This is a genomic window from Thalassobacillus devorans (assembly GCF_011761345.1).
Classification (GTDB): domain Bacteria; phylum Bacillota; class Bacilli; order Bacillales; family Halobacillaceae; genus Thalassobacillus; species Thalassobacillus devorans.
The window spans coordinates 349,924-369,212 of the sequence record NZ_JAASRY010000003.1 but is presented as its reverse complement, the minus strand read 5'-3'; the positions used below and the strand labels follow the sequence as shown (position 1 = coordinate 369,212).

General features: G+C 42.6%; 19 protein-coding genes. 3 read left to right on the top strand and 16 right to left on the bottom strand.

Annotated elements, in window-relative coordinates:
* Window positions 1-50: 50 nt before the first annotated feature.
* Window positions 51-887, bottom strand: a complete 837-nt coding sequence (gene kynA, locus FHS45_RS12765; protein WP_148350050.1) for a tryptophan 2,3-dioxygenase — start codon at window positions 885-887, stop codon at window positions 51-53.
* 116 nt (window positions 888-1,003) lie between these two features.
* Window positions 1,004-1,702, bottom strand: coding sequence for a ribose 5-phosphate isomerase A (gene rpiA / locus FHS45_RS12760; protein WP_062442792.1), 699 nt, complete (start codon window positions 1,700-1,702; stop codon window positions 1,004-1,006).
* A 133-nt stretch (window positions 1,703-1,835) separates the two neighbouring features.
* Between rpiA and FHS45_RS12755 the strand changes: the two genes are divergently transcribed.
* Window positions 1,836-2,024 (top strand): hypothetical protein, encoded by a 189-nt coding sequence (locus tag FHS45_RS12755; protein WP_062442795.1) that lies wholly within the window; start codon window positions 1,836-1,838, stop codon window positions 2,022-2,024.
* 17 nt (window positions 2,025-2,041) lie between these two features.
* Here FHS45_RS12755 and FHS45_RS12750 read toward each other — a convergent pair whose 3' ends face one another.
* From FHS45_RS12750 to FHS45_RS12720, 7 genes are all read right to left on the bottom strand, one after another.
* The gene (locus FHS45_RS12750; RefSeq protein WP_062442798.1) at window positions 2,042-3,013 is read right to left on the bottom strand and encodes a ring-cleaving dioxygenase; all 972 of its coding nucleotides are present in this window, start codon (window positions 3,011-3,013) and stop codon (window positions 2,042-2,044) included.
* Between the two features lie 520 nt (window positions 3,014-3,533).
* Entirely contained in the window at window positions 3,534-4,292 is a 759-nt protein-coding gene (locus FHS45_RS12745) for a sugar phosphate isomerase/epimerase family protein (RefSeq protein ID WP_062442801.1), read from the bottom strand.
* Between the two features lie 21 nt (window positions 4,293-4,313).
* On the bottom strand, window positions 4,314-4,946 hold the full coding sequence (locus FHS45_RS12740; protein WP_062442804.1) for a response regulator transcription factor: 633 nt from the start codon (window positions 4,944-4,946) through the stop codon (window positions 4,314-4,316).
* Complete coding sequence (locus tag FHS45_RS12735) at window positions 4,939-5,982, bottom strand: sensor histidine kinase (protein ID WP_062442807.1); 1,044 nt, start codon at window positions 5,980-5,982, stop codon at window positions 4,939-4,941. The genes FHS45_RS12740 and FHS45_RS12735 overlap by 8 nt, the downstream gene beginning before the upstream one ends.
* Window positions 5,979-6,704, bottom strand: a complete 726-nt coding sequence (liaF, locus tag FHS45_RS12730) for a cell wall-active antibiotics response protein LiaF (protein ID WP_062442810.1) — start codon at window positions 6,702-6,704, stop codon at window positions 5,979-5,981. The genes FHS45_RS12735 and liaF overlap by 4 nt, the downstream gene beginning before the upstream one ends.
* Window positions 6,705-6,777: 73 nt before the next feature.
* Window positions 6,778-7,422 (bottom strand): PspA/IM30 family protein, encoded by a 645-nt coding sequence (locus tag FHS45_RS12725; protein ID WP_062442812.1) that lies wholly within the window; start codon window positions 7,420-7,422, stop codon window positions 6,778-6,780.
* 18 nt (window positions 7,423-7,440) lie between these two features.
* Complete coding sequence (locus FHS45_RS12720; RefSeq protein ID WP_062442815.1) at window positions 7,441-7,800, bottom strand: lmo0954 family membrane protein; 360 nt, start codon at window positions 7,798-7,800, stop codon at window positions 7,441-7,443.
* Between the two features lie 273 nt (window positions 7,801-8,073).
* Here FHS45_RS12720 and argF point away from each other — a divergent pair, with 273 nt between their 5' ends.
* The gene (gene argF, locus FHS45_RS12715) at window positions 8,074-9,099 is read left to right on the top strand and encodes an ornithine carbamoyltransferase (protein ID WP_062442817.1); all 1,026 of its coding nucleotides are present in this window, start codon (window positions 8,074-8,076) and stop codon (window positions 9,097-9,099) included.
* Window positions 9,100-9,220: 121 nt separating this feature from the next.
* On the opposite strand, the gene FHS45_RS12710 is transcribed toward argF, so the two are convergent.
* The 3 genes from FHS45_RS12710 to FHS45_RS12700 form a co-directional block, all read right to left on the bottom strand.
* Window positions 9,221-10,321 carry a M24 family metallopeptidase gene (locus tag FHS45_RS12710; protein WP_062442820.1) on the bottom strand — a complete coding sequence of 367 codons (1,101 nt, stop codon included), beginning with the start codon at window positions 10,319-10,321 and terminating at the stop codon, window positions 9,221-9,223.
* Between the two features lie 744 nt (window positions 10,322-11,065).
* A complete protein-coding gene (locus FHS45_RS12705; protein WP_062442824.1) occupies window positions 11,066-11,491 on the bottom strand; it encodes a hypothetical protein in 426 nt (141 codons plus the stop codon).
* A gap of 19 nt (window positions 11,492-11,510) precedes the next feature.
* A complete protein-coding gene (locus FHS45_RS12700; RefSeq protein ID WP_062442827.1) occupies window positions 11,511-11,891 on the bottom strand; it encodes a VOC family protein in 381 nt (126 codons plus the stop codon).
* A gap of 167 nt (window positions 11,892-12,058) precedes the next feature.
* Here FHS45_RS12700 and FHS45_RS12695 point away from each other — a divergent pair, with 167 nt between their 5' ends.
* Window positions 12,059-12,460, top strand: coding sequence for a hypothetical protein (locus FHS45_RS12695; RefSeq protein WP_062442829.1), 402 nt, complete (start codon window positions 12,059-12,061; stop codon window positions 12,458-12,460).
* Between the two features lie 169 nt (window positions 12,461-12,629).
* Here FHS45_RS12695 and FHS45_RS12690 read toward each other — a convergent pair whose 3' ends face one another.
* The 4 genes from FHS45_RS12690 to FHS45_RS12675 form a co-directional block, all read right to left on the bottom strand.
* Window positions 12,630-13,694 (bottom strand): PQQ-dependent sugar dehydrogenase, encoded by a 1,065-nt coding sequence (locus tag FHS45_RS12690; RefSeq protein WP_062442830.1) that lies wholly within the window; start codon window positions 13,692-13,694, stop codon window positions 12,630-12,632.
* Window positions 13,695-13,724: 30 nt separating this feature from the next.
* Window positions 13,725-15,275 carry a hypothetical protein gene (locus FHS45_RS12685; RefSeq protein ID WP_062442831.1) on the bottom strand — a complete coding sequence of 517 codons (1,551 nt, stop codon included), beginning with the start codon at window positions 15,273-15,275 and terminating at the stop codon, window positions 13,725-13,727.
* A gap of 192 nt (window positions 15,276-15,467) precedes the next feature.
* Window positions 15,468-16,703: an L-lactate MFS transporter gene (locus FHS45_RS12680; RefSeq protein ID WP_082411957.1), complete on the bottom strand. Its 1,236-nt coding sequence runs from the start codon at window positions 16,701-16,703 to the stop codon at window positions 15,468-15,470.
* Window positions 16,704-16,929: 226 nt separating this feature from the next.
* Entirely contained in the window at window positions 16,930-19,248 is a 2,319-nt protein-coding gene (locus FHS45_RS12675; protein WP_229717911.1) for an ATP-dependent DNA helicase, read from the bottom strand.
* Window positions 19,249-19,289: the final 41 nt, after the last annotated feature.

Sequence of the window (19,289 nt, the reverse complement as noted above, 5' to 3'; positions counted from 1 at the left end):
ATATTAATCGACATATTTTTTGAAATCCACTAGAAAAGTTCCCTATTCTATCATAAATTCGTTCGAACATCCCATAATTCTGGAAAAAATCGGTGGTCTAGGACTTTTTTCAAATAACCTACTCCCGATGAACCGCCAGTACCGGTTTTATGGCCTATAATCCGCTCCACGGTTTTCATGTGACGGAATCGCCATTGCTGGAGCCAATCTTCGATATCCACCAGCTTTTCAGCCAGTTGATATAGATCCCAGTATTTTTCTACATTTTCATATACGTTTGTCCAGGCAGCTTCCACCGTCTCGTCTCCGTGATAGGTTTCTGTAAAATCACGATTGACTAATGCAGGATTAATGTCCAGACCAGCTTTGGAAAGCGCTTCTATTGCTGCGTCATATATGCTTGGCGCTTCATATGCCTCCTGTAATTTTCCGTGGAGCTCTGGATTCTTTTCATAAATCTTCAATACGTGGGGAGTTTTATATCCGAGAGCAAATTCAATCATCCTGTATTGATAGGACTGAAATCCAGAAGCCTGGCCCAGCTGATCACGAAATTGAATATACTCTGCAGGTGTCAAGGTTGACAATACGTCCCAGGCGTGGATAATCTGGGTCTGGATTTTCGAAACTCTGGCAAGCATTTTAAAAGCCGACTGCAGGTCCCCTCCTCGTATAGATTCAATGGAAGCCCGCAATTCATGAAGAATCAATTTCATCCAAAGCTCACTGACTTGGTGAATAACGATGAACAACATTTCATCGTGGTGGTCAGATAAACGATTCTGGGCGTCTAGCAGCTGATCAAGATCGAGGTACTCTCCATAAGTCATCTTTTCCCGAAAATCCGTATGTACCTTTTCCTTTGCCTTTGAATCCTCATACTTCACTTTAAACACTCCTCCCTTTTCCCTGTTTATTATAGTTTACCATGTTAGCCTCGCCACTTTCGTTGTTATTATTTCTAACGTATAAAAAGCTCATCAGCAGCGGCTGATGAGCTCGTTCAGTTGGAGAGCACTTCCACCGGGTAATTGAAAAAAATACCGTTTTCGATCACTCCAGGGATAGCATTCAAATCGTCCTCTGTTGTCAACCCGATATGATTGAACCTGACCTCTAATATGATATTCCCCGCTTCCGTAATAACAGGCCCATCCTTGTGTTTAGCCATCCGCAGACCAACTGCTGTGACATCCATTTCCTGAAGCTTTGTTTCGACAAGATTAATGGCACGTGGATCAACCTCGACCGGAACCGGAAAATTATGGCCGAGACGGTCGACGAACTTACTCTCGTCAACCAGGATAAAAGTTTTTGGGGAGCTTGCCATAACTAACTTTTCAGCAAACATGGCGCCTCCGCGCCCTTTTATCAAATTAAATTCGGAATCTACTTCATCAGCACCATCAAACCCCCAGTCCGGCCGCGCTTCCGTTAATGTCGTGGTCGGAATTCCCAAGCGCGCACAGCTTAAAGCCACTTCAATCGATGTAGGAATTGCTGTAATCGATAAATTTTCTTTTTTAACTTTATCGGCAATTGCCTGGATAGCCAGAAAGGAGGTTGAACCAGACCCCACTCCAATGACTTGTCCATCTTTTATATGTGTTGCTACTTGCTCAGCCACTATTTCCTTTTGCTGTCGATTAGAGATATCAGCGGACCATTTCAAATTACCTGCCAATTGATTTTTCCATTCCATGGGAGTCACTCCTTCCTGTTATGCTATTACCAGTATTCCCAAGTTATTAAATAAGCAAGCGTACAATTGTATCTATAAGAAGCATTGCCTTACAATAATTTAGTGGATAAGCTAATACTGGGAGGGTTAGAAAATGGGTACTTATTTATTAAAAGGAATTGGGCAAATGCTATTGATTGTCTTTGGTGGGATATTTCTTTGGAACCTCATCCGATATGGCAATCTTTATTTTGTGGAATTAGGAATGGCGATCGTTGGATTACTCCTTTATGTATGGGGACGAAAAAGGGCTGTTAAGAAGAAAGGGAACCAGCCTCAGTGACATAGTTCCCTTCCTTGTTAAGTTAATTCAAGCGGACGGAGCTTCGATTCTATTTCTTCTCTTTCAGGCTCTAAAAATGGCGGTAAAGAAAGGTTTTCCCCTAACGCTTCGAGCGGTTCATCAACATCAAAGCCTGGCATATCAGTGGATAGCTCAAATAAGATGCCATTTGGTTCCCTGAAATAAAGTGCTTTGAAATAATGTCGATCGACTTTTCCTGAGTTAGGTACACGTGCCTGTCTGATACGTTCTGCCCAGGCATCGTACTCACCTTCATTCGGGACGCGAAAGGCTACATGGTGGACCCCGCCGCGGCCAAGCCGTTCTTTTGGCAGCTCAGGACGGGTTTCAATATGCACCTCTGCTCCGGCTCCACCCTCTCCGGTTGCATAAACTTCGATATCGGGAAGATTTTCACTGACAAGAGATGGATAGGAGCCGATATGAGTAAATCCCATCAGGCTGGTGATTACCTCTGCCGTCGGCTTTAATTCAGCTACTGTCAACGTGACAGGACCGAGACCTACAATGGCAAATTGCGCCGGTATCTCTTCCGTTTCCCAAGGTTCTCCAGCTGCAACCCCGGTTTCGCCGTTGTCGGCAACTAATATTATTTTTGTTCCTTCTGTGTCTTCTAAAGCCAGTGTATCTCTCCCTGCTCGCTTTATAATCTCCCCATGCTTGATACGCTTCTCTTCCAATCGCTTTTTCCAAAAATGCAAGGCAGCCGTGTCTTTAACTCTAAGTGACGTGGAGGAAATACTGGAAACCCCTTGATGAGTCCTCCCCAACATCGGAATATCAAAAAACGTCACCTCTGTCCCTGGGCTCCCTTTCGCATCGCCATAAAATAGATGATAGGACTGGGTGTTATCCTGGTTGACGGACTTTTTGACGAGGCGCATCCCTAATAGTTTTGTATAAAAACGGTAGTTCTCTTCTGCCTTACCGGTCAACAGCGAAACATGATGCAGACCTAATAATTCCATTGCAGTTCCTCCTGTAAATATCTCGAATTTGAGATAATTTTATCTCAGATTTGAGATAATGTCAATCAATTGAAATGCTTCAGAATTAGTTTTAACCCAGCTCGGTGATTCTACTACGAGACCCTTAGCACGAAAGGCATATAAGACATGCAGAGTTTATTGTCTTTTGACATTTTTGGACAAACTTACTCCAAATGCCGCTTTATTACATTGGCCAGGTCTTTATCCAACTTATTAAGTCCTTCCCGCCAGATTTTTGTTCGCTAACAGTTCTAATACTGCTTATCATGACCATTACTTCAGGGTACTAGCATTTTATAGTCAGTATACCATCTATAAAGACCGCTAGCCCTGCATTCTCATCGTTTAATGTACATTAAAGGTGTCCCGGGAAAATAAAGCTTCTTTAAGGACTCCAATTTTCTGTTTAACTTTTAAAGTAATTAAAATGCACCCCTTTAAAATCGCACGTTGTTACCACAGATTTTTTCAACGTCTATTTTAAGGAGTGCATACTATTCTAGTAAGGAATATTATTTTTCAGGTAATTCATGCTTATCTCCAGGCTCTCAAGCGGCGAACGCCGGCTCTCGTCCTGTTCAATAATCCACCACTTCACGCCTGCTTCTTCCCCTGCCGCAAGCACTGCTTCTATATCCACGCCTCCAGTTCCGAGCTCCGCAAAGAACTGTTCTTCATCATTCGTCATATCCTTCAAATGAACAAGCGGCGACCGTCCCTGATAACGTTTCAGCCAATCCACCGGATTCTCTCCTGCTTTTTTCAGCCAGTAGATATCTAGCTCTGTATGTAACTCCTCAGGATTCGTTTCATCAAAAATCGTTTCCAGTGCCATTTTGCCGTCGGATAAATGATCGAGCTCAAAATCATGGTTATGGTAGCAAAGTGTAATGCCTTTTTCCCGACATCTCTTTCCTGCTTGCTGTAAAAATAATATTAGAGACTGGTAATCGTCTTCGTTTCGTTGCTCGGGCAGCAGGAACGGAACTACAAGGTATTGGCTGCCCAAAATTTTTTGCTCCTCTATGACTTTAGGTAAGTTTTCCTGTAACTCTTCCAGCGGTACATGCGAAGATACGGCCTGAAGGCCCAGTTCATCTAGAAGGCTTTTCACTTCCTTTACGGTTAAATCCCCATACCCTGCAAACTCCACTCCGTCAAAACCTAGTTCCTCTACCCTTTTTAGGGTGCCGGAAAAATCTCGCTCACTTTCATTCCTTAAGGTATACATTTGAACGGCTACTGGTATATGCTTCATACTCTCTCCCCTTCTCCGGATTTATTTGACGAGGTCATGCTTGAAGGCGTAAATGACAGCTTGCGTTCGATCATGAACCTCCAGCTTACCAAGAATATTGCTGACGTGGACTTTGACCGTCTTAAGAGCGATATACAAATCATCCGCGATCTCCTGATTCGTTTTCCCTTCCGCTATTTTAAGCAGAATTTCCATTTCCCGACCTGTCAATTGTTCATGTGGCGAGTCCTCTACTCGATTCCGCATCCGGCTCATGATTTTTCCCGTCACTTCCGGTTCCAGAATCGATTGTCCTTCGTAGGTGGCGCGTATTGCTGAAGCAATCTCTTCAGCTTTTGATGTTTTCAGTAAATAACTGGTCGCTCCCGCTTCAAGCGCCGGGTATACCTTTTCATCATCAATGAAGCTGGTGACAATGATTATTTTAGCTGCCGGCCAGCCAGCGATAATTTTCCTGGTAGCTTCTATGCCATCCATTTCTTTCATGACCAGATCCATCAGTATAACATCAGGCTTTAGACGTAAAGCCAACTCCACCGCTTCACCACCATCATCCGCTTCAGCCACCACATCAATGTCTGCCTGGGCAGATAAATAAGCGGATACCCCGATGCGAACCATTTCATGATCATCCGCAAACAATACTTTAATCATTGCCCTCACCTTCCTTTAACGCAGGAACTTTTACTTCCAGCCTGGTTCCTTGTCCTTCAATACTGACTATTTTAAACGTACCTCCCACTTCATACGCTCGTTCTTGCATATTTTGCAAACCATAGGAACTCGACTTTGCCTGTTCGACATCAAAACCGGCCCCATCGTCCACAACACGCATAATGATCAGTTCATCGCGCTCGATCAACAAAACATGCAGTTTATCTGCTTTCGCGTGCCTTAACGTATTCGAGATGGATTCCTGCAATATGCGGAATAGTTGATCTTCCACGCCTTTATCCATTTTTATATCTTCAATATTCCATTCAATTGTCATCGGCACTTTTTGCGTGAGTTCTGCCAGGAGTTCTTCCACCCCTTCGCGAATCGACTTCCCTTTTAATGCTACAGGTCTTAAATGAAGCAGCAGGGCGCGCATTTCAAGCTGGGATTGATGAATCATTTTTTCAACCATAGCCAGCTGCTTCTTAATAGCGATGTTGCCCGGATTGTCTCCTTCGTTTATCGCTGACATCATCATCGATGCAGCAAACAGCTGCTGGCTGACAGAATCATGCAATTCACGCGCCAGCCGGTTACGCTCCTGGATGACTACTTCCTGAAGACTTTTCTCTCGTTCATTGGTTCTTTCTGTCGCCAGTCGTTGTGAAAGTTCAACCTGTTTATTTATTTTTTCTTCCAGTTGAGAGATATGCTTTTCAATATCTGTGATTTCCTGAATCGTTTCATTTTCAAATTTGGATCGCTTCTGTCCTTTCACCAGTTCATTCAGCTGCCTGTCAATACCATGCAGCTTTCTACGCCAAAACCACCCATAGACAACACCGATGATCATCCCAATAATAAGAGGGGCACTCACAATGACCATTAAGTAAGGAAAATCAAACACTTCTACTTCCCATAGCCCCTCCCATTCTTTCAAAGGAAAAGCTAAAAAAGTAGTCCCTGCTATGATGATTGTTATCAATATACTAAACAGTACTGCCGACAAGATTTGGCGCATAACCATATTCATATGCGCTTCACCTCAATATTACCGGAGAACAGGCTAGTGATGATTTTCACTTGTGGCTGTTTCGATCCATACCCTTCTGTCCGGTAAGCAAGCTGCTGGTTGATCAGATTTGTATAAGGGTTATCAAAAACAGCGGCACGCCCAAATACAGCACTGTGCGAAATGCTTACTTCCACTTCATATGGAACATAGATTTCAATATTCCCTATCAGATGCCGAATAGAAATAACAGCGGTATCGTCAACCGGAAGAACGGTATTGCTTAAGTCAATGATTCGATCACCAAAACCCCCGTGAATATTAATATCTTTCCATTGATATGCCATATCGTCCGTTTGCTGGTTACCAAAAAACTTCTGCTGAAAAAGAGGCTCCACTTTAAAAAGAGGTTCCCGGGCATCAGGCGACCATTCTGGCTTCAGGTGTACCGCTTCCTTTTTGGAGCGGGAATAATGAACCAAAAATAATATAAGCCCTGCTACAATCAGGAATCGTACTGCCATCATATTAAGAATTGTGAAGGTTAGACTGACCGCTCCCACCCAAAATACAACTTTGGCCCATAAGCGAGCGTATTTTTTCCAGCCAATGTACATCAGTAACCCCGAAAAGAGGACAGAAAAGATCAGTCCCCCATTGAAAAAAGCGACTTCAAGCACAAAAAGGAGGACACCGATGATGATGATCCAGTTTAAAGTATCGGTATTCAATCGTTGCAGCATCAGTGACACCCTCCTCTTTGTTGATTATGTATAAAAAGACGCAATGCCTGCGCCTTTTTAGGATATCATGTTTTTAATGATTCGCTGTAGTCTTTTCTTGTTCCTGCATTTGCTTTTCCAGATGAGCAATTTTGCTGTCGAATGTATTTCGATAATAAGCACTGTTCACTTTATATTCCAGGTTGTCGATGTAATGCTCCATCTCCTGAAAGCGATTATAGGAGCTTTCTGACGTGTGTTCGATTACGTGGTTCATTTTATGGTGAGCTCGCGCGACATTTTCCCGTCCCATCAATTCCATCCTTTTCAGGTGCATATCCTTTAACCGGTGTTTCATATCTTCATATTTCTGTTCCAATTCTTCTAATTGCTGAATAGCTTCCTGACGGGAGTCTTTCATACGTTCTGCACGCTCATGGTATTCCTGGTATTCCTTCATCGCGAATTCATACATACCCTCTTCTCCTGCCTGTTTTGCGATGTCTGCCTGCTTTTGCCGCTTATCAGCCATGTCCTGTGCTTTCATTTGTTCCCGGGCAAACTCTTCTTTCAACTTATGCTGACGTTCCACTAATACTCTCACTTTCTCCGTTTCCTGTTCACTTTGGCGTAAATATTGATTCAGTACAGCCATTGGGTTTTTTTGTTCTTTCTGATCTAATAATTCATGAAAGTCAGCTGAAATAGTATCTTTGATACGTGTAAATAAATTAGCCATCACTATTCTCTCCTTTAATTAATAATTTTTCATTTCTGCCCATTGCTTTTCAAAATTAGTGAATGGATCGTCTTGCTTAGCGCTGAAACTTACATCTTCCTCCAGCTTGTCTTCTTGCCATTTTTTATAAATGACATACAAGACATAAGCAGCAGCAAGACCAATGACCGCGTACCCATTCGCAACCGCTATACTCAGGATAAGCAGACCGGCTATGACCCATCCGATTTTACCTGCTGTAGAATCGCTCTTGATAAATTGCTTGAATACGACATACAACAGCCACACGCTCACCCCAAGCAAAACCATAGGTCCAAGATTAGCCAATAACACGAACAGAGCGATCAAACCAATAATAAATAACATAAACTTCTTCATTTTTCCTGCCTCCTTTCCGTTATCTTGATTTCATTCTACTTTTAAAAAACAGCTTTCATAATGAGCCTGAGCTATATTTCTGCCTAAGACCTGAGGCGTATATTTTTTTGAAAAACATTTCTTATAACACTGGTCATATAAATCACATATGTGTTAATATACATATTATCGTATATTTATTCTAAAAGCCCCTTATCCACTTACTTTATTATCGTGGTCACTGTATAAGTACGGTATAAATATGTAAGCAAAAGAAGAGAGGAGAATGGATGAATGATTCAGGAACAGACCGTTGACAAGCCAGTGAAAACCATGGCAGGAAGAAGCTTTTTGACACTGAAAGATTACTTAGAAGACGAAATTCATCACCTAATTAATCTTGCGGAAGATTTAAAGGCTAAAAAGAAAGCTGGAGTTCCCCATCGCTACTTGGAGGGGCAAAATGTTGCGATGTTATTCGAAAAACCTTCCACTCGTACACGCTGCGCATTTACAGTGGCTTGTAATGACCTGGGCGCTCGTGCAGAATACCTGGGGAAGAATGATATTCAACTCGGAAAAAAGGAATCAGTCCGTGATACAGCAAAAGTCCTTGGAAGTATGTTTGATGGTATCGAATTTAGAGGGTTCAGCCATCAGACCGTTGAAGAGCTGGCGGAACATGCAGGAGTACCCGTCTGGAACGGCCTGACGGATCTGTACCACCCAACCCAGGTGCTGGCAGATTTTCTGACTGTGAAAGAACAACTTGGTTCTTTGAAGGGTATCACTTTCGTATATGTGGGAGATGGCAGGAATAACGTGGCCAACAGCCTGTTAATTGGTGGTGCAAAAGTTGGGATGGACGTGCGAATTTGTGCACCTGAAGCCCTTTTCCCAGATACATCAATTGTCCATTATGCCGAACAGACCGCAAAGGAAACAGGAGGGAAAGTGACTGTTTCAGCCAATATTGACGAAGCTGTTGCAGGAGCAGATGTCCTCTATACCGACGTATGGGTTTCTATGGGGGAAGAAGATCAATTCGAAGAACGAATCAAGCTCCTCCACCCCTACCAGGTCAACCAAACGATGCTGGAAAAAACCAATAACAAAGAAGTCATCTTTCTTCACTGTCTGCCGGCTTTTCATGACTTAGAAACAGAAGTGGGCAAAGAAATCTATGAAAAATTCGGGTTATCCGAAATGGAAGTTACGGATGAAGTTTTTCGCAGTAAACATTCCTTTGTTTTCGACCAGGCAGAAAACCGCCTGCACACCATAAAAGCATTGATGGCAGCAACCAATCAAAAAGCCTAAGCTTAGATTTCATTACTTAATGAAACTGTATTTTGACTTAACCAGGAGATATTCCTCTAACTTAATTCCCTGTAACACCAAAAAAGCGGATTACCTCTCGTAGAAGGTAACCCGCTTTTTACTATTCGATGACCTGCAGTTCTTTCGGAAACTTTGTTAAGGTTTCATAGCCTTCGTCGGTAACTAATACATCATCTTCGATTCGGACTCCGCCAATAGCCGGATCATAGATGCCAGGCTCAATGGTGTAGACCATTCCTTCCTTCAGCTGACCATCATTCAAATGGCTCATGGAAGGAAACTCATGAACATTAATGCCCATTCCATGACCGATTCGGTGCGGGAACTTATCTCCATACCCGGCTGCTTCAATGATATCCCGCGCGGTTTGATCCAAGTCGCCGATTCTCGTTCCTGGCTTGCTGATTTCCAACGAAGCTTTCTGAGCTTTTAGAACGGTGTCATAGATTTCTCTTTGCTGATCGCTGGCAGATTGATAGATAAACGTACGGGTTATATCAGAAGCGTAGCCTTCCAGCACTACTCCTAAATCAAATAATACAAAATCGCCTTTCTCAAGCCTGCGGTCTCCAGGGGCTCCGTGGGGATGCCCGGACTTCTCCCCGAATAAAACCATGGTAGAAAAAGACATCTCCCTGACACCTTTTTTCTTCAGTTCATATTCGATTTTAGCAAGCACTTCCATTTCTGTAATTCCTATCTGTAATGATTCTGTTCCAACTTTGACGCCATAGTCTGCCAATGCCGCTGCACGGCGGATGATTTCCACTTCCGAAGCATCCTTAATGACCCGCATGTTATTCAGTATTCCTGCTATATCCCTCACCTTTGCTTCTGGAAACTGCTGAAGCAGCAATTCGCTTCTGCCGTAGGAAAGGACATCTTTTTCTATCCCTACTATTTTAATTTCGTCAGAAGCTTTTTCTTTAACCGATTCACCAAGCATAGCCCACGGGTCCTCATGATCTGCGTAACTAATCACCTCGTATTTCCAGCCGGCATCACGAAGCTGACCACTCTCCATGCCTGGAACGACAGCTATTGGATCTTCTTCCGGGAAAACCATCAGACCGATTAAACGTTCATGAGGATCTGTATGAAAGCCGCTTAAATAAAAGAAGTTCTCTTTGGCATTGATAAAAGCAGCATCTAACCCTTCACTTTTCAGTTGTTTCGCCACTTCTTCCAGACGGTGTTCCATTCTACCACTCCTTATGTAAATATCTTCTTCTATCATAGCTCACACATCTAATTTATAAAAACTTTTCTTCACCTATAGGAGCTGTTATACGCCTTATTCAACAATAGGCCCGAAAAGTCGAAGACTTGATTTCGAGATGATAGTAAGAGTTTTGGGGCGTTGGGAAACAACTCGCTTTCCGTGGGCGAGTGATGAGCCTCCTCGAGCTGACGCTCTGCGGGGTCTCATCTAACCCGCGTATCCCACAGGACTATGAATTATCGTCCTGAATTAACCCCCGCACGAAGGAAATGCGTAGCATTTTCGAGGAGTCTCGTCGTTCCCCCACTCCCCTTGCCATAAGAAGTTCTCGAAATCACACTTGTGGAACCTACGATTATAGAAAGAAGATGTTTTTGCCTATACATCCTTTGTAAATGCATTTAGATGAAGGTTTGAGCTGTACACTCTTTATGAAGGGTCCGTTTACTTTAACAATGGCTGGATGGGCAGGGAAACGGGGAGACTCCCGCGGGAGAAGGAGCTAGGCGAGATCCCGCAGGGCTTTAGCCCGAGGAAGCTTGCCAGGTCCCCCGCAGGAAAGCGAGTCGTTTCCCTGCCCATCCCTTTCCACTTATGGTAACGGACTTAACTATCTCGAAACTGAGTCTTCAGTAAAAGGGAGCTTATATGTAATATCAACTCGGGTATTTAGCAGAGCCAGCTATAAAAAAAGCCGACCATATGACAGGTCAGCTGTGGAGATTACAAGAAAGTTTTCATGCTTAATCCTATCTCCTTGAAATCATTCATTACTTTCATAAGAGAAGAATCTGCAAGTTCCTCCTGATCGATACTTTCACTATTCAGGTCATCCATTCCCTGCTGGAATTCCTGTTTTATATTTTCACCTAATGATAACAGCTTTTCTTTAGCAGTGTTCAGATAAGTTTCAATGTCCGTTTCTTTTACTTTTTCAGAAGCTGTTTCAAAAAGACTTTCCAATTGGGGTAATATATTAGTCTCCTCTAAATTTTGCTTCGACTTTTCATACGCACCGATAAAAAACTGTTCTACTTCATTCCAACCCTGTTCCCCATTTTCACTGCCATCCGCTGCCTGAACACCTTCTGCTGGTGTGTAGGCAGTTATAAGTAACACAGCGATAATTACCGCTAGGATATTTTTCAATTTCATTCCTCCTTGGTGTTTATTGCTGAGGGACATGGAATTCTATAATGTGACCATCGGGATCACAACAGAATATTTGCGCAAAGCCACTAGTGCTGTCCGGCTTTTCCTTTATATCTACTCCACTGGCTTTTAAGTGATCGCTTGTTTCCTGGTAATCTTGCACTCGAAATGCGACATGATTTCCTCTTGTATCAATATGACGATCAGGATTGTACATGAAGCCGGGGTCTTCAATCAGGTGAAGCTGCTGTTGAGCTCCGATACGGTACCAGGCTCCAGCAAATGAAAAATCCGGTCTGTTTTCTTCCTCCAGCCCGAGTATATCCCCATAAAATTGTTTCGCTTTCTTCAAATCTTTCGTCTTTAGACTAATATGATGAATCATGGTTATATTCATACTCTCTCTCCTTTTTATTTTACAATACATCTGAACTGCTAAAAAATAAAACGTTTCTGGGAAAATTGACATTCTTGTGATAGATATTTTCTTCCTTGATTGCTTCCGATATAATTAGGTAGTCACTACGTTCATGTTACTATTTACATAATACAGGAGGTTGAATGATGGATCGTACGCGTTTTCTAATTCGTGTTTCTGCTATATATGCCGTTATCGGTGCTTTTATCGGTTCGCATATGGCGGGAGCAGGCGGCTATGAATTCAGAGCTGTCCATGCCCATATTCTTGTGGTAGGCTGGTTATCACTGTTTGCTTTTGCTATCTATTATAAAGTTTTCCCTATTCCGAGAAAATCTGCCCTGGCAGCTTTCCAAGTCTGGACTGCATTTGTCGGTTCAATTGGTCTGACTGCAGGAATGTGGCTCTATTATGTCAAACCTGTAGAAGGAATGGATACTTTTAACTTGATATTCTTCATTGTCGGCGGATCGGTTCTAATGATTTCTTTCATTGTATTCGCCATTATGACTTTCATCCAGGGAGAGTATATTTCAGAAGATAACTAATTGCGAGGCGAAATGAAGGGCTATACTCGAATCGCCTTCTATGGGGGCCAGAATTAATATAAAAGGCTTCACAGAAGATATAGCCGCTATCATGCTGCCTACCCTGCCCGGTCCATCGATTATGATTGAACCGGGCATTTTCTACATCTAAGGGTATCTCGCTGATATATTACGGAAGGTTCATCCGGACCAGGCGGTCGTCATCTTCTGAAGGAGTCCCACGTCCATCAGTATTATTCGTAATAAAAAACAACGCTTCGTTTTCGATAATAACATCACGAATCCGCCCATAATCATCGGTCACAATCTCAGGTTCTAACGTATTCAAGTCCATTACTCGCAAAGCCTGCCCCCGCAAGCTGGCTACAAATAGCTTACTTTCATTAATAGCGATACCGGAGGGAGCCCATGTATCAGTCCCGGTATGGAAGACAGGTTTCACCATGCCCTCCCGCTCTTCGTCACCTCGAATTTCCGGCCAGCCGTAATTATTGCCCGCTTCAATTTTGTTTATTTCATCATGGGCATCGGAACCATGCTCAGAGGCATACATTTCATTCTCTTCTGTCCAGGCAAGACCCTGTGGGTTTCTGTGACCTAACGTATAGACGTAAGAATTACCAAAAGGATTATCATCCGGCATGCTGCCATCCAGACTCATGCGGAGGATTTTACCATCCAGGCTGTCCTCTTGCTGAGCTGTCTGTTGACTTCCCGCATCTCCTGTCGTTACGTACAGTTTTTGATCAGGGCCAATCTTAATTCTTCCCCCATTATGGATCCTGCTTCCAGGTATACCTTCCAATAATACGTCCACTTCTTGCCATCCATCTCTTTCTAAACGTATGACTATTACACGATTTTTTATTTCTCCACCCTCTTGATAAGTATGGTAAACAAAAGCTTCTCGTGACTCCTCAAAGTCCGGACGGAGTTCAAAGCCAAGCAATCCCCCTTCTCCTTGCTGATGTACTGCTTCCTTCGTATTCACACTCTCTCTTATCAGTCCTTCACGTTCCGTCCAGGTCACTATATTTCCCTCTCTTTCTGTTATATAGAAAGTGTCACCTGAAACCTCGATATCCCAGGGAGAGCGTAGTTCGGCTGCCAGTATCTCCATATCGCTTCCCTGCGCAGTTTTGGAATTTGGTTCTGTCTCTCCTGGGTTTTCTCCGTTTTCATTGCAAGCGACAGTCAGCATCATGAGTAAAAGTAATAGCGCATATTTATACATGGCACCCACCTTTCTCTTAGTCTGATTATTTTAAAGGAGATATGGTCCTATAAACACTGCAATTAGAAGAATGTGAACCGTCACAAAATAAGTGAACTTCAGTACAACTCCCCAATCCCTCTTTCCTGCTTCCGCCCTCATTAAAAAGAAGGATAGTAAACCAAACATAACCAGCAATGCAAAGGAACTGCCCGGAAAATCCAAAAATACCGGCAGACGATTCATTAGGCGTTCTGTAAACAGTAAGTCATACCATATCCCTGCCGATACAATATATATTGCAAAAGCACCATACAATACCCAGCTCTTCTCATCTTCTATTGCTTTATGAAAACCTATTATTATGATAAACAAATATAAAAATGGCCCAATATACCACATCAATGTGACAAATATCGTGAGCGGGGCGTAGGAAGACATAGCGAGCGTCTTGCCTAGCGCTTTTAATAAATCATCCCTGCTCCAGCCTGCTGCCTTATCATCAAAATCATATTTACTAGAGGCGACTTTAATTTCCTTGTAATCACCTGTTCCATCCATCCAAAGAACAGTATCTTCGTCGACCCGCGTTGGCTTTTGTGAGCGTTCCGACGTATTGCTGATACGAGTAACTTCTGATTGACTTTCATTAATAGTCATCTCATAAATATTGAAAGCTGGACCATCATTATATGTAGTTTGTGTAGCCCCATGGGCGGCAAACAGGATAGTTGCACCTTTGTCGGTCAATGATAGCTCTAAGTCGCTCCATTCGTTCAACTGGCCAGAGCCAAAAGGATCTTCTGCTTGAATTTTGTTTAACGACAGCTCCCTATCTTTCAGCTCATGTAAAGCGAAGTAATAATGATGCTTTGAGCTGCCTTGTCTCAGATGAGTTGCCAGTACTATCCCTAGTTTATCATCTTCCACATCATAAGCGATCTCCCGGATCGTCTCCCCTGGTGTCACAGAAAAGGTATAGGCAGCCTCCTCCCGCATATAGCCTTCTTCAGATAATCGATAAATCTCCAATTTGTACTCGTTATTTTCAGCTCTATGTATTAGTGTATAAACTTCTCCCTCGTTCTCCTTTACCATAACTTTATTGAAGCCTTTATCCAGCTTTAAAACCTCTTTGGTTTCCAGCGTCTCTCGATTTATCTGTATGAGCTGCTCATCTTTTAAAATGAACAAATGTGATTCTGTGGGGGAAAATTTATCAGCCCGCGTAAACAGCTCGCCCTCTCCCCCTTGATGCAGGCTATTTGCTTTAGAATAAAACATTTCTTCCCCATCGTTAAAAACCCGGGAAAATTCCTGATGGTCAATTGGATAACGATTGTCTGACTGGTGTGCCCAAGAGTGATCATACCTGTTTTCTATTAAAAACCCATCAGAAAAATAACTGATCATATAGCCATTACTTTCCGGATGAATAAAAGGCTCTGTTTTGGCTGATGTTTTACCCAGCTGCCAATCCCGGCTTATATTTTCATCCGGAGCTTCTGTTACCTTAAGTAAATTTTCAGCAAACAATACGGCAACGCCGATTAATAAAAGAATCAACGGTAATAGCCAATAACTTCTCTCCCTATACCACATGCAAGCTCCCCCTTGTTTCTATCTATTACGGCTGGGGCGGGAAAAAGGTTTCATTAGAAAAAACCGGCTTGTCGCCATGTCTTTATAGCGGAAGCCTTAATACTTTCATATACTTAAATCCGTTTACTTCGTAAAACTATCCCGAATTATAAAAAAGAATAAGAAGGGGAAACATCCCCTCCTTATAGTAAATTACTGTTCTTTTCTCAATCTGCGGATATCTAATTTAGTTAAAATCGATACGATTAAGGCGATGACAAAAAATCCGGCAAAATAAATCAGGCTGCTTTCATAACTTCCCGTGGCGTCTTTCATCCAGGCTGAAAAAGAAGGTCCAACTAACCCTGCTGCTGCCCATGCAGTCAGCAAATAACCATGGATTGCCCCCAGCTCTTTCGTTCCAAATAAATCTCCGATGAATGCTGGCAAAGTAGAAAAACCGCCACCGTAACACGTATAGATAACGGCCAGGAATATAACGAAAAGTGCCGTAACGGTTGTCCAAGGCAATAAGATGAACAAGGCAATTTGCAGAATGAAAAAGATCAAATAAGTATTTCCTCTTCCAATGTAATCAGATAAGCTTGCCCACCCGATTCGACCAGCGCCATTGAAAATCCCCATTACCCCAACTAATGTAGCTGCGGCTGCCGTGCTCATTCCCACGCTTTCCACCGCCAAAGGTTTGGCCGCTGATATGACAGCGATTCCACATGTTACATTAATGAAAAGCATGAGCCAAAGATAATAAAACCTTTTCGTTTTCAATGATTTCGTAGCACTCATATAAGCAAGGTCTTTGTTATTATCTTCACCTGTATCTCCTTCGAATCCTTCTGGCTTCCAGCCTTCTGGCGGTCTCTCTATATATAACGAAGACAGAATCATAACAGCAAAATAGCTTGCACCTAAAATATAGAAAGTCATCGCAATGCCGACACTGTTGATTAGAATGTCCATGACCGGACTGGCAATAGCGGCTGCAAAACCGAATCCCATGATTGCCATTCCGGTAGCCAGTCCCCGTCGATCAGGGAACCATTTCACCAGCGTTGAAACGGGTGCTATATAACCGACCCCTAATCCGATGCCTCCTAACGCGCCATAAAAGAAATATAGAAGCCAAAGTGATTCCATCTGGACGGCAAATCCGGAGCCAAATACCCCAATTCCAAAGAATATTGCCGCAGTAATACCAGCTGCCCGAGGACCATATTTTTCTACAAACCAACCCAGAAAAGCTGCGGATAAGCCTAAGAATAATATAGCCAGACTAAAAGTGAATTGAACTTGACTGGAAGTCCAGCCAAATTGATCACTCAATGGCGTCGTGAAGTTGCTCCATGCATAGACAGAACCAATGGAAATATGGATGCCTACGGCACATAAAGCAATTAACCAGCGGTTTTTCACTTTCCCATTTGACATATTAACCCTCCATCACTATTAATTGGTAAACACACTAATATAGACATTTCCTTTCTCGCTGTAACTAAAACTTAAAATATTCATAAAATGTTCATATTTCATACCTGCTTAGTTATTTCTCCATATTCTTTCCGCTATACAAAAAAACAATGCAGCCTCTCTTTAGAGAAAGCATGCATCGTTTTTCGCAAAAACTTACAAAACATGATTATTTCCGGGGAAATAATCATGTTTTCGATCCATTTCCCACCTGGTAATGAGACCACTCAGGCGGGAAAAGACTTAAGTACTTATTGGTAAGAAAGCGATCATCTACTAAAAGTATCGCCCCATGGTCTTTTTCTGAGCGTATCAATCTCCCACCAGCTTGCAGCACTTTATTCATCCCCGGGTAAACATAAGCATAGTCATACCCAGGTTTACCTTTTTCATTAAAATAGTCCTTAATTAAATTCCGTTCCATACTTGTTGGAGACAACCCTATCCCTACGACGGCAACACCGTTCAAACGGTCACCCCTTAAATCGACCCCTTCAGAAAAAACGCCGCCCAAAACTGCAAAACCTACCAGCTTCTGTTTATCCCCTTCCTGGAAGCTGCCGAGAAAGTCATCCCGTTCCTGCTCTGTCATACCTTGACTCTGGATAATTGAGCGGTACTTTTTACCTTGCCTGTTCCGTTTCAACCATTCGGCATAGACAAGTTCCATATAATGATAGGAAGGAAAGAAAAATAAATGATTTCCCTTCACGTTATCCACCATAGTATATAAGTTTTCTGCCAGCTGTACGCTTGTTCTTTCGCGATCTTTATACCTCGTCGATAGAGGCTGTACCGTTATATCCACTTGCTCATAATCATACGGGGATGCCAGCTGGAGAATGTAATCTTCTTTTTTCCCTCCAAGCATATCTTTATAATAAGCAAATGGTGACAATGTTGCCGAAAAAAACACAGAAGCACGATAGTTCTTGGTTACCTCTCTCAGCAAATAGGAAGGATCGACACAAAACAAGCGAAGAAGCAGATCGTTTTTTTCTATCGTCCCATAGATGACGTAATGATCATCTACCAGCTGCATAACTTTCAAGAAATTCTGTGCTGCAAAATATGTTTCTAATAACAAATCATTTTCATGCCGTTCCGGTTCTTCCCGCAACTCTAATTCCGCTTTGGTTATGAAATGTTCAACAGCTTCTTCTATCATTCCTGGAACTTCTTCTAAAATAAAGGACTCTTTGCCCTTATGCTCCTTTAACAAATAATCAAAAGCAGCACTTACGTATTCAATGGCTTCAGCCAGTTCCCCTCCATGATAAAGCTCCTGAAGATCATAGAATGGACCTCCTGACAACTCGGCGGAATACATTTCCCGTGACCTTTCTACAAGGTTATGGGACTCATCGACAAGCAGTGCAGTTTCTTTTCTGTCCTCCTGAGCCATTCGTTTTAAAGAAACCCTGGGATCAAAAATGTAATTATAGTCACCAATCACTACATCTACGATATAGGCAAGATCCAGGGAGAATTCAAATGGACACACCCGGTGCTTTCTTGCATATGCTTCGATTACGTTTCGTGTCATCCGGGTTTCATTGCGAAGAATATCTACCATCGCTTCGTTCACCCGATCATAGTAGCCATCTGCGAACTCACAGTATTCAGGCTGGCAAATAGTTTCTTCCTGAAAGCAAATCTTGTCTTTTGCTGTTAATGTAACCGAACGAAGCCGCAGGCCCTTCTCTTCCATTAGAGCCAAAGCTTCTTCCGCAGTCATCCGGGTAATAGTTTTCGCCGTCAAATAAAAAAGCCGTTCGGTATCGGAATCTCCCATAGCTTTGATGGCAGGGAACAATGTCGACACAGTTTTTCCAATGCCAGTCGGGGCCTGGCCAAATAAATTACGCTCTTCTTTAAGTGTTTTATAAACAGCACCTGCGAGCTTCCGTTGTCCTGGCCGGTAAGATGGAAAGGGAAAATCCAAATCAGGGATGCTCTTTGTTTTCTCCTCTCTAATATGAACTAAAATCCTCGCATAAGATGTATAGGCTGCAATTGTTTCTTCCATAAAAGCGGATAGTTCGTCAAAACGGCAGGTTTGAATAAACCGTTTCTTTTCTTTCGTTGTTTTTTGAACATAAGTCACCTGTACATGAATTTCATCCAATTCGTGATCCAGGGCATAAATATAGGCATACCCTTTTGCCTGTGCCCAGTAGACAGGGAAACTTTCTTCCGTTAATTCATCCAAAGGCATGGAGGTTGACTTGATTTCGTCGACCACTACCCCTTTATCCGTTTTTAACAACCCATCACAACGGCCATGCACTATAATTTTCATATCGCCGCAATGAAACTCTGTCTTTAAAAATACCTCTTTTTCATCTTCCCCTTTATACTCCCGCTGTACATGTTGATGAATCAGCGTTCCTTCCATTAAAGAGCTGCTTGAACGGAAGCGGTTATCAATATTTCCGCCACGATAGACATATTCAACCAACGATCGGACAGAAATCTTCATTTCATTCATTATTTTCACCTTCATTTATAGGAAATCCTTTAGTCACGGACATGTTCTTTAGAAAT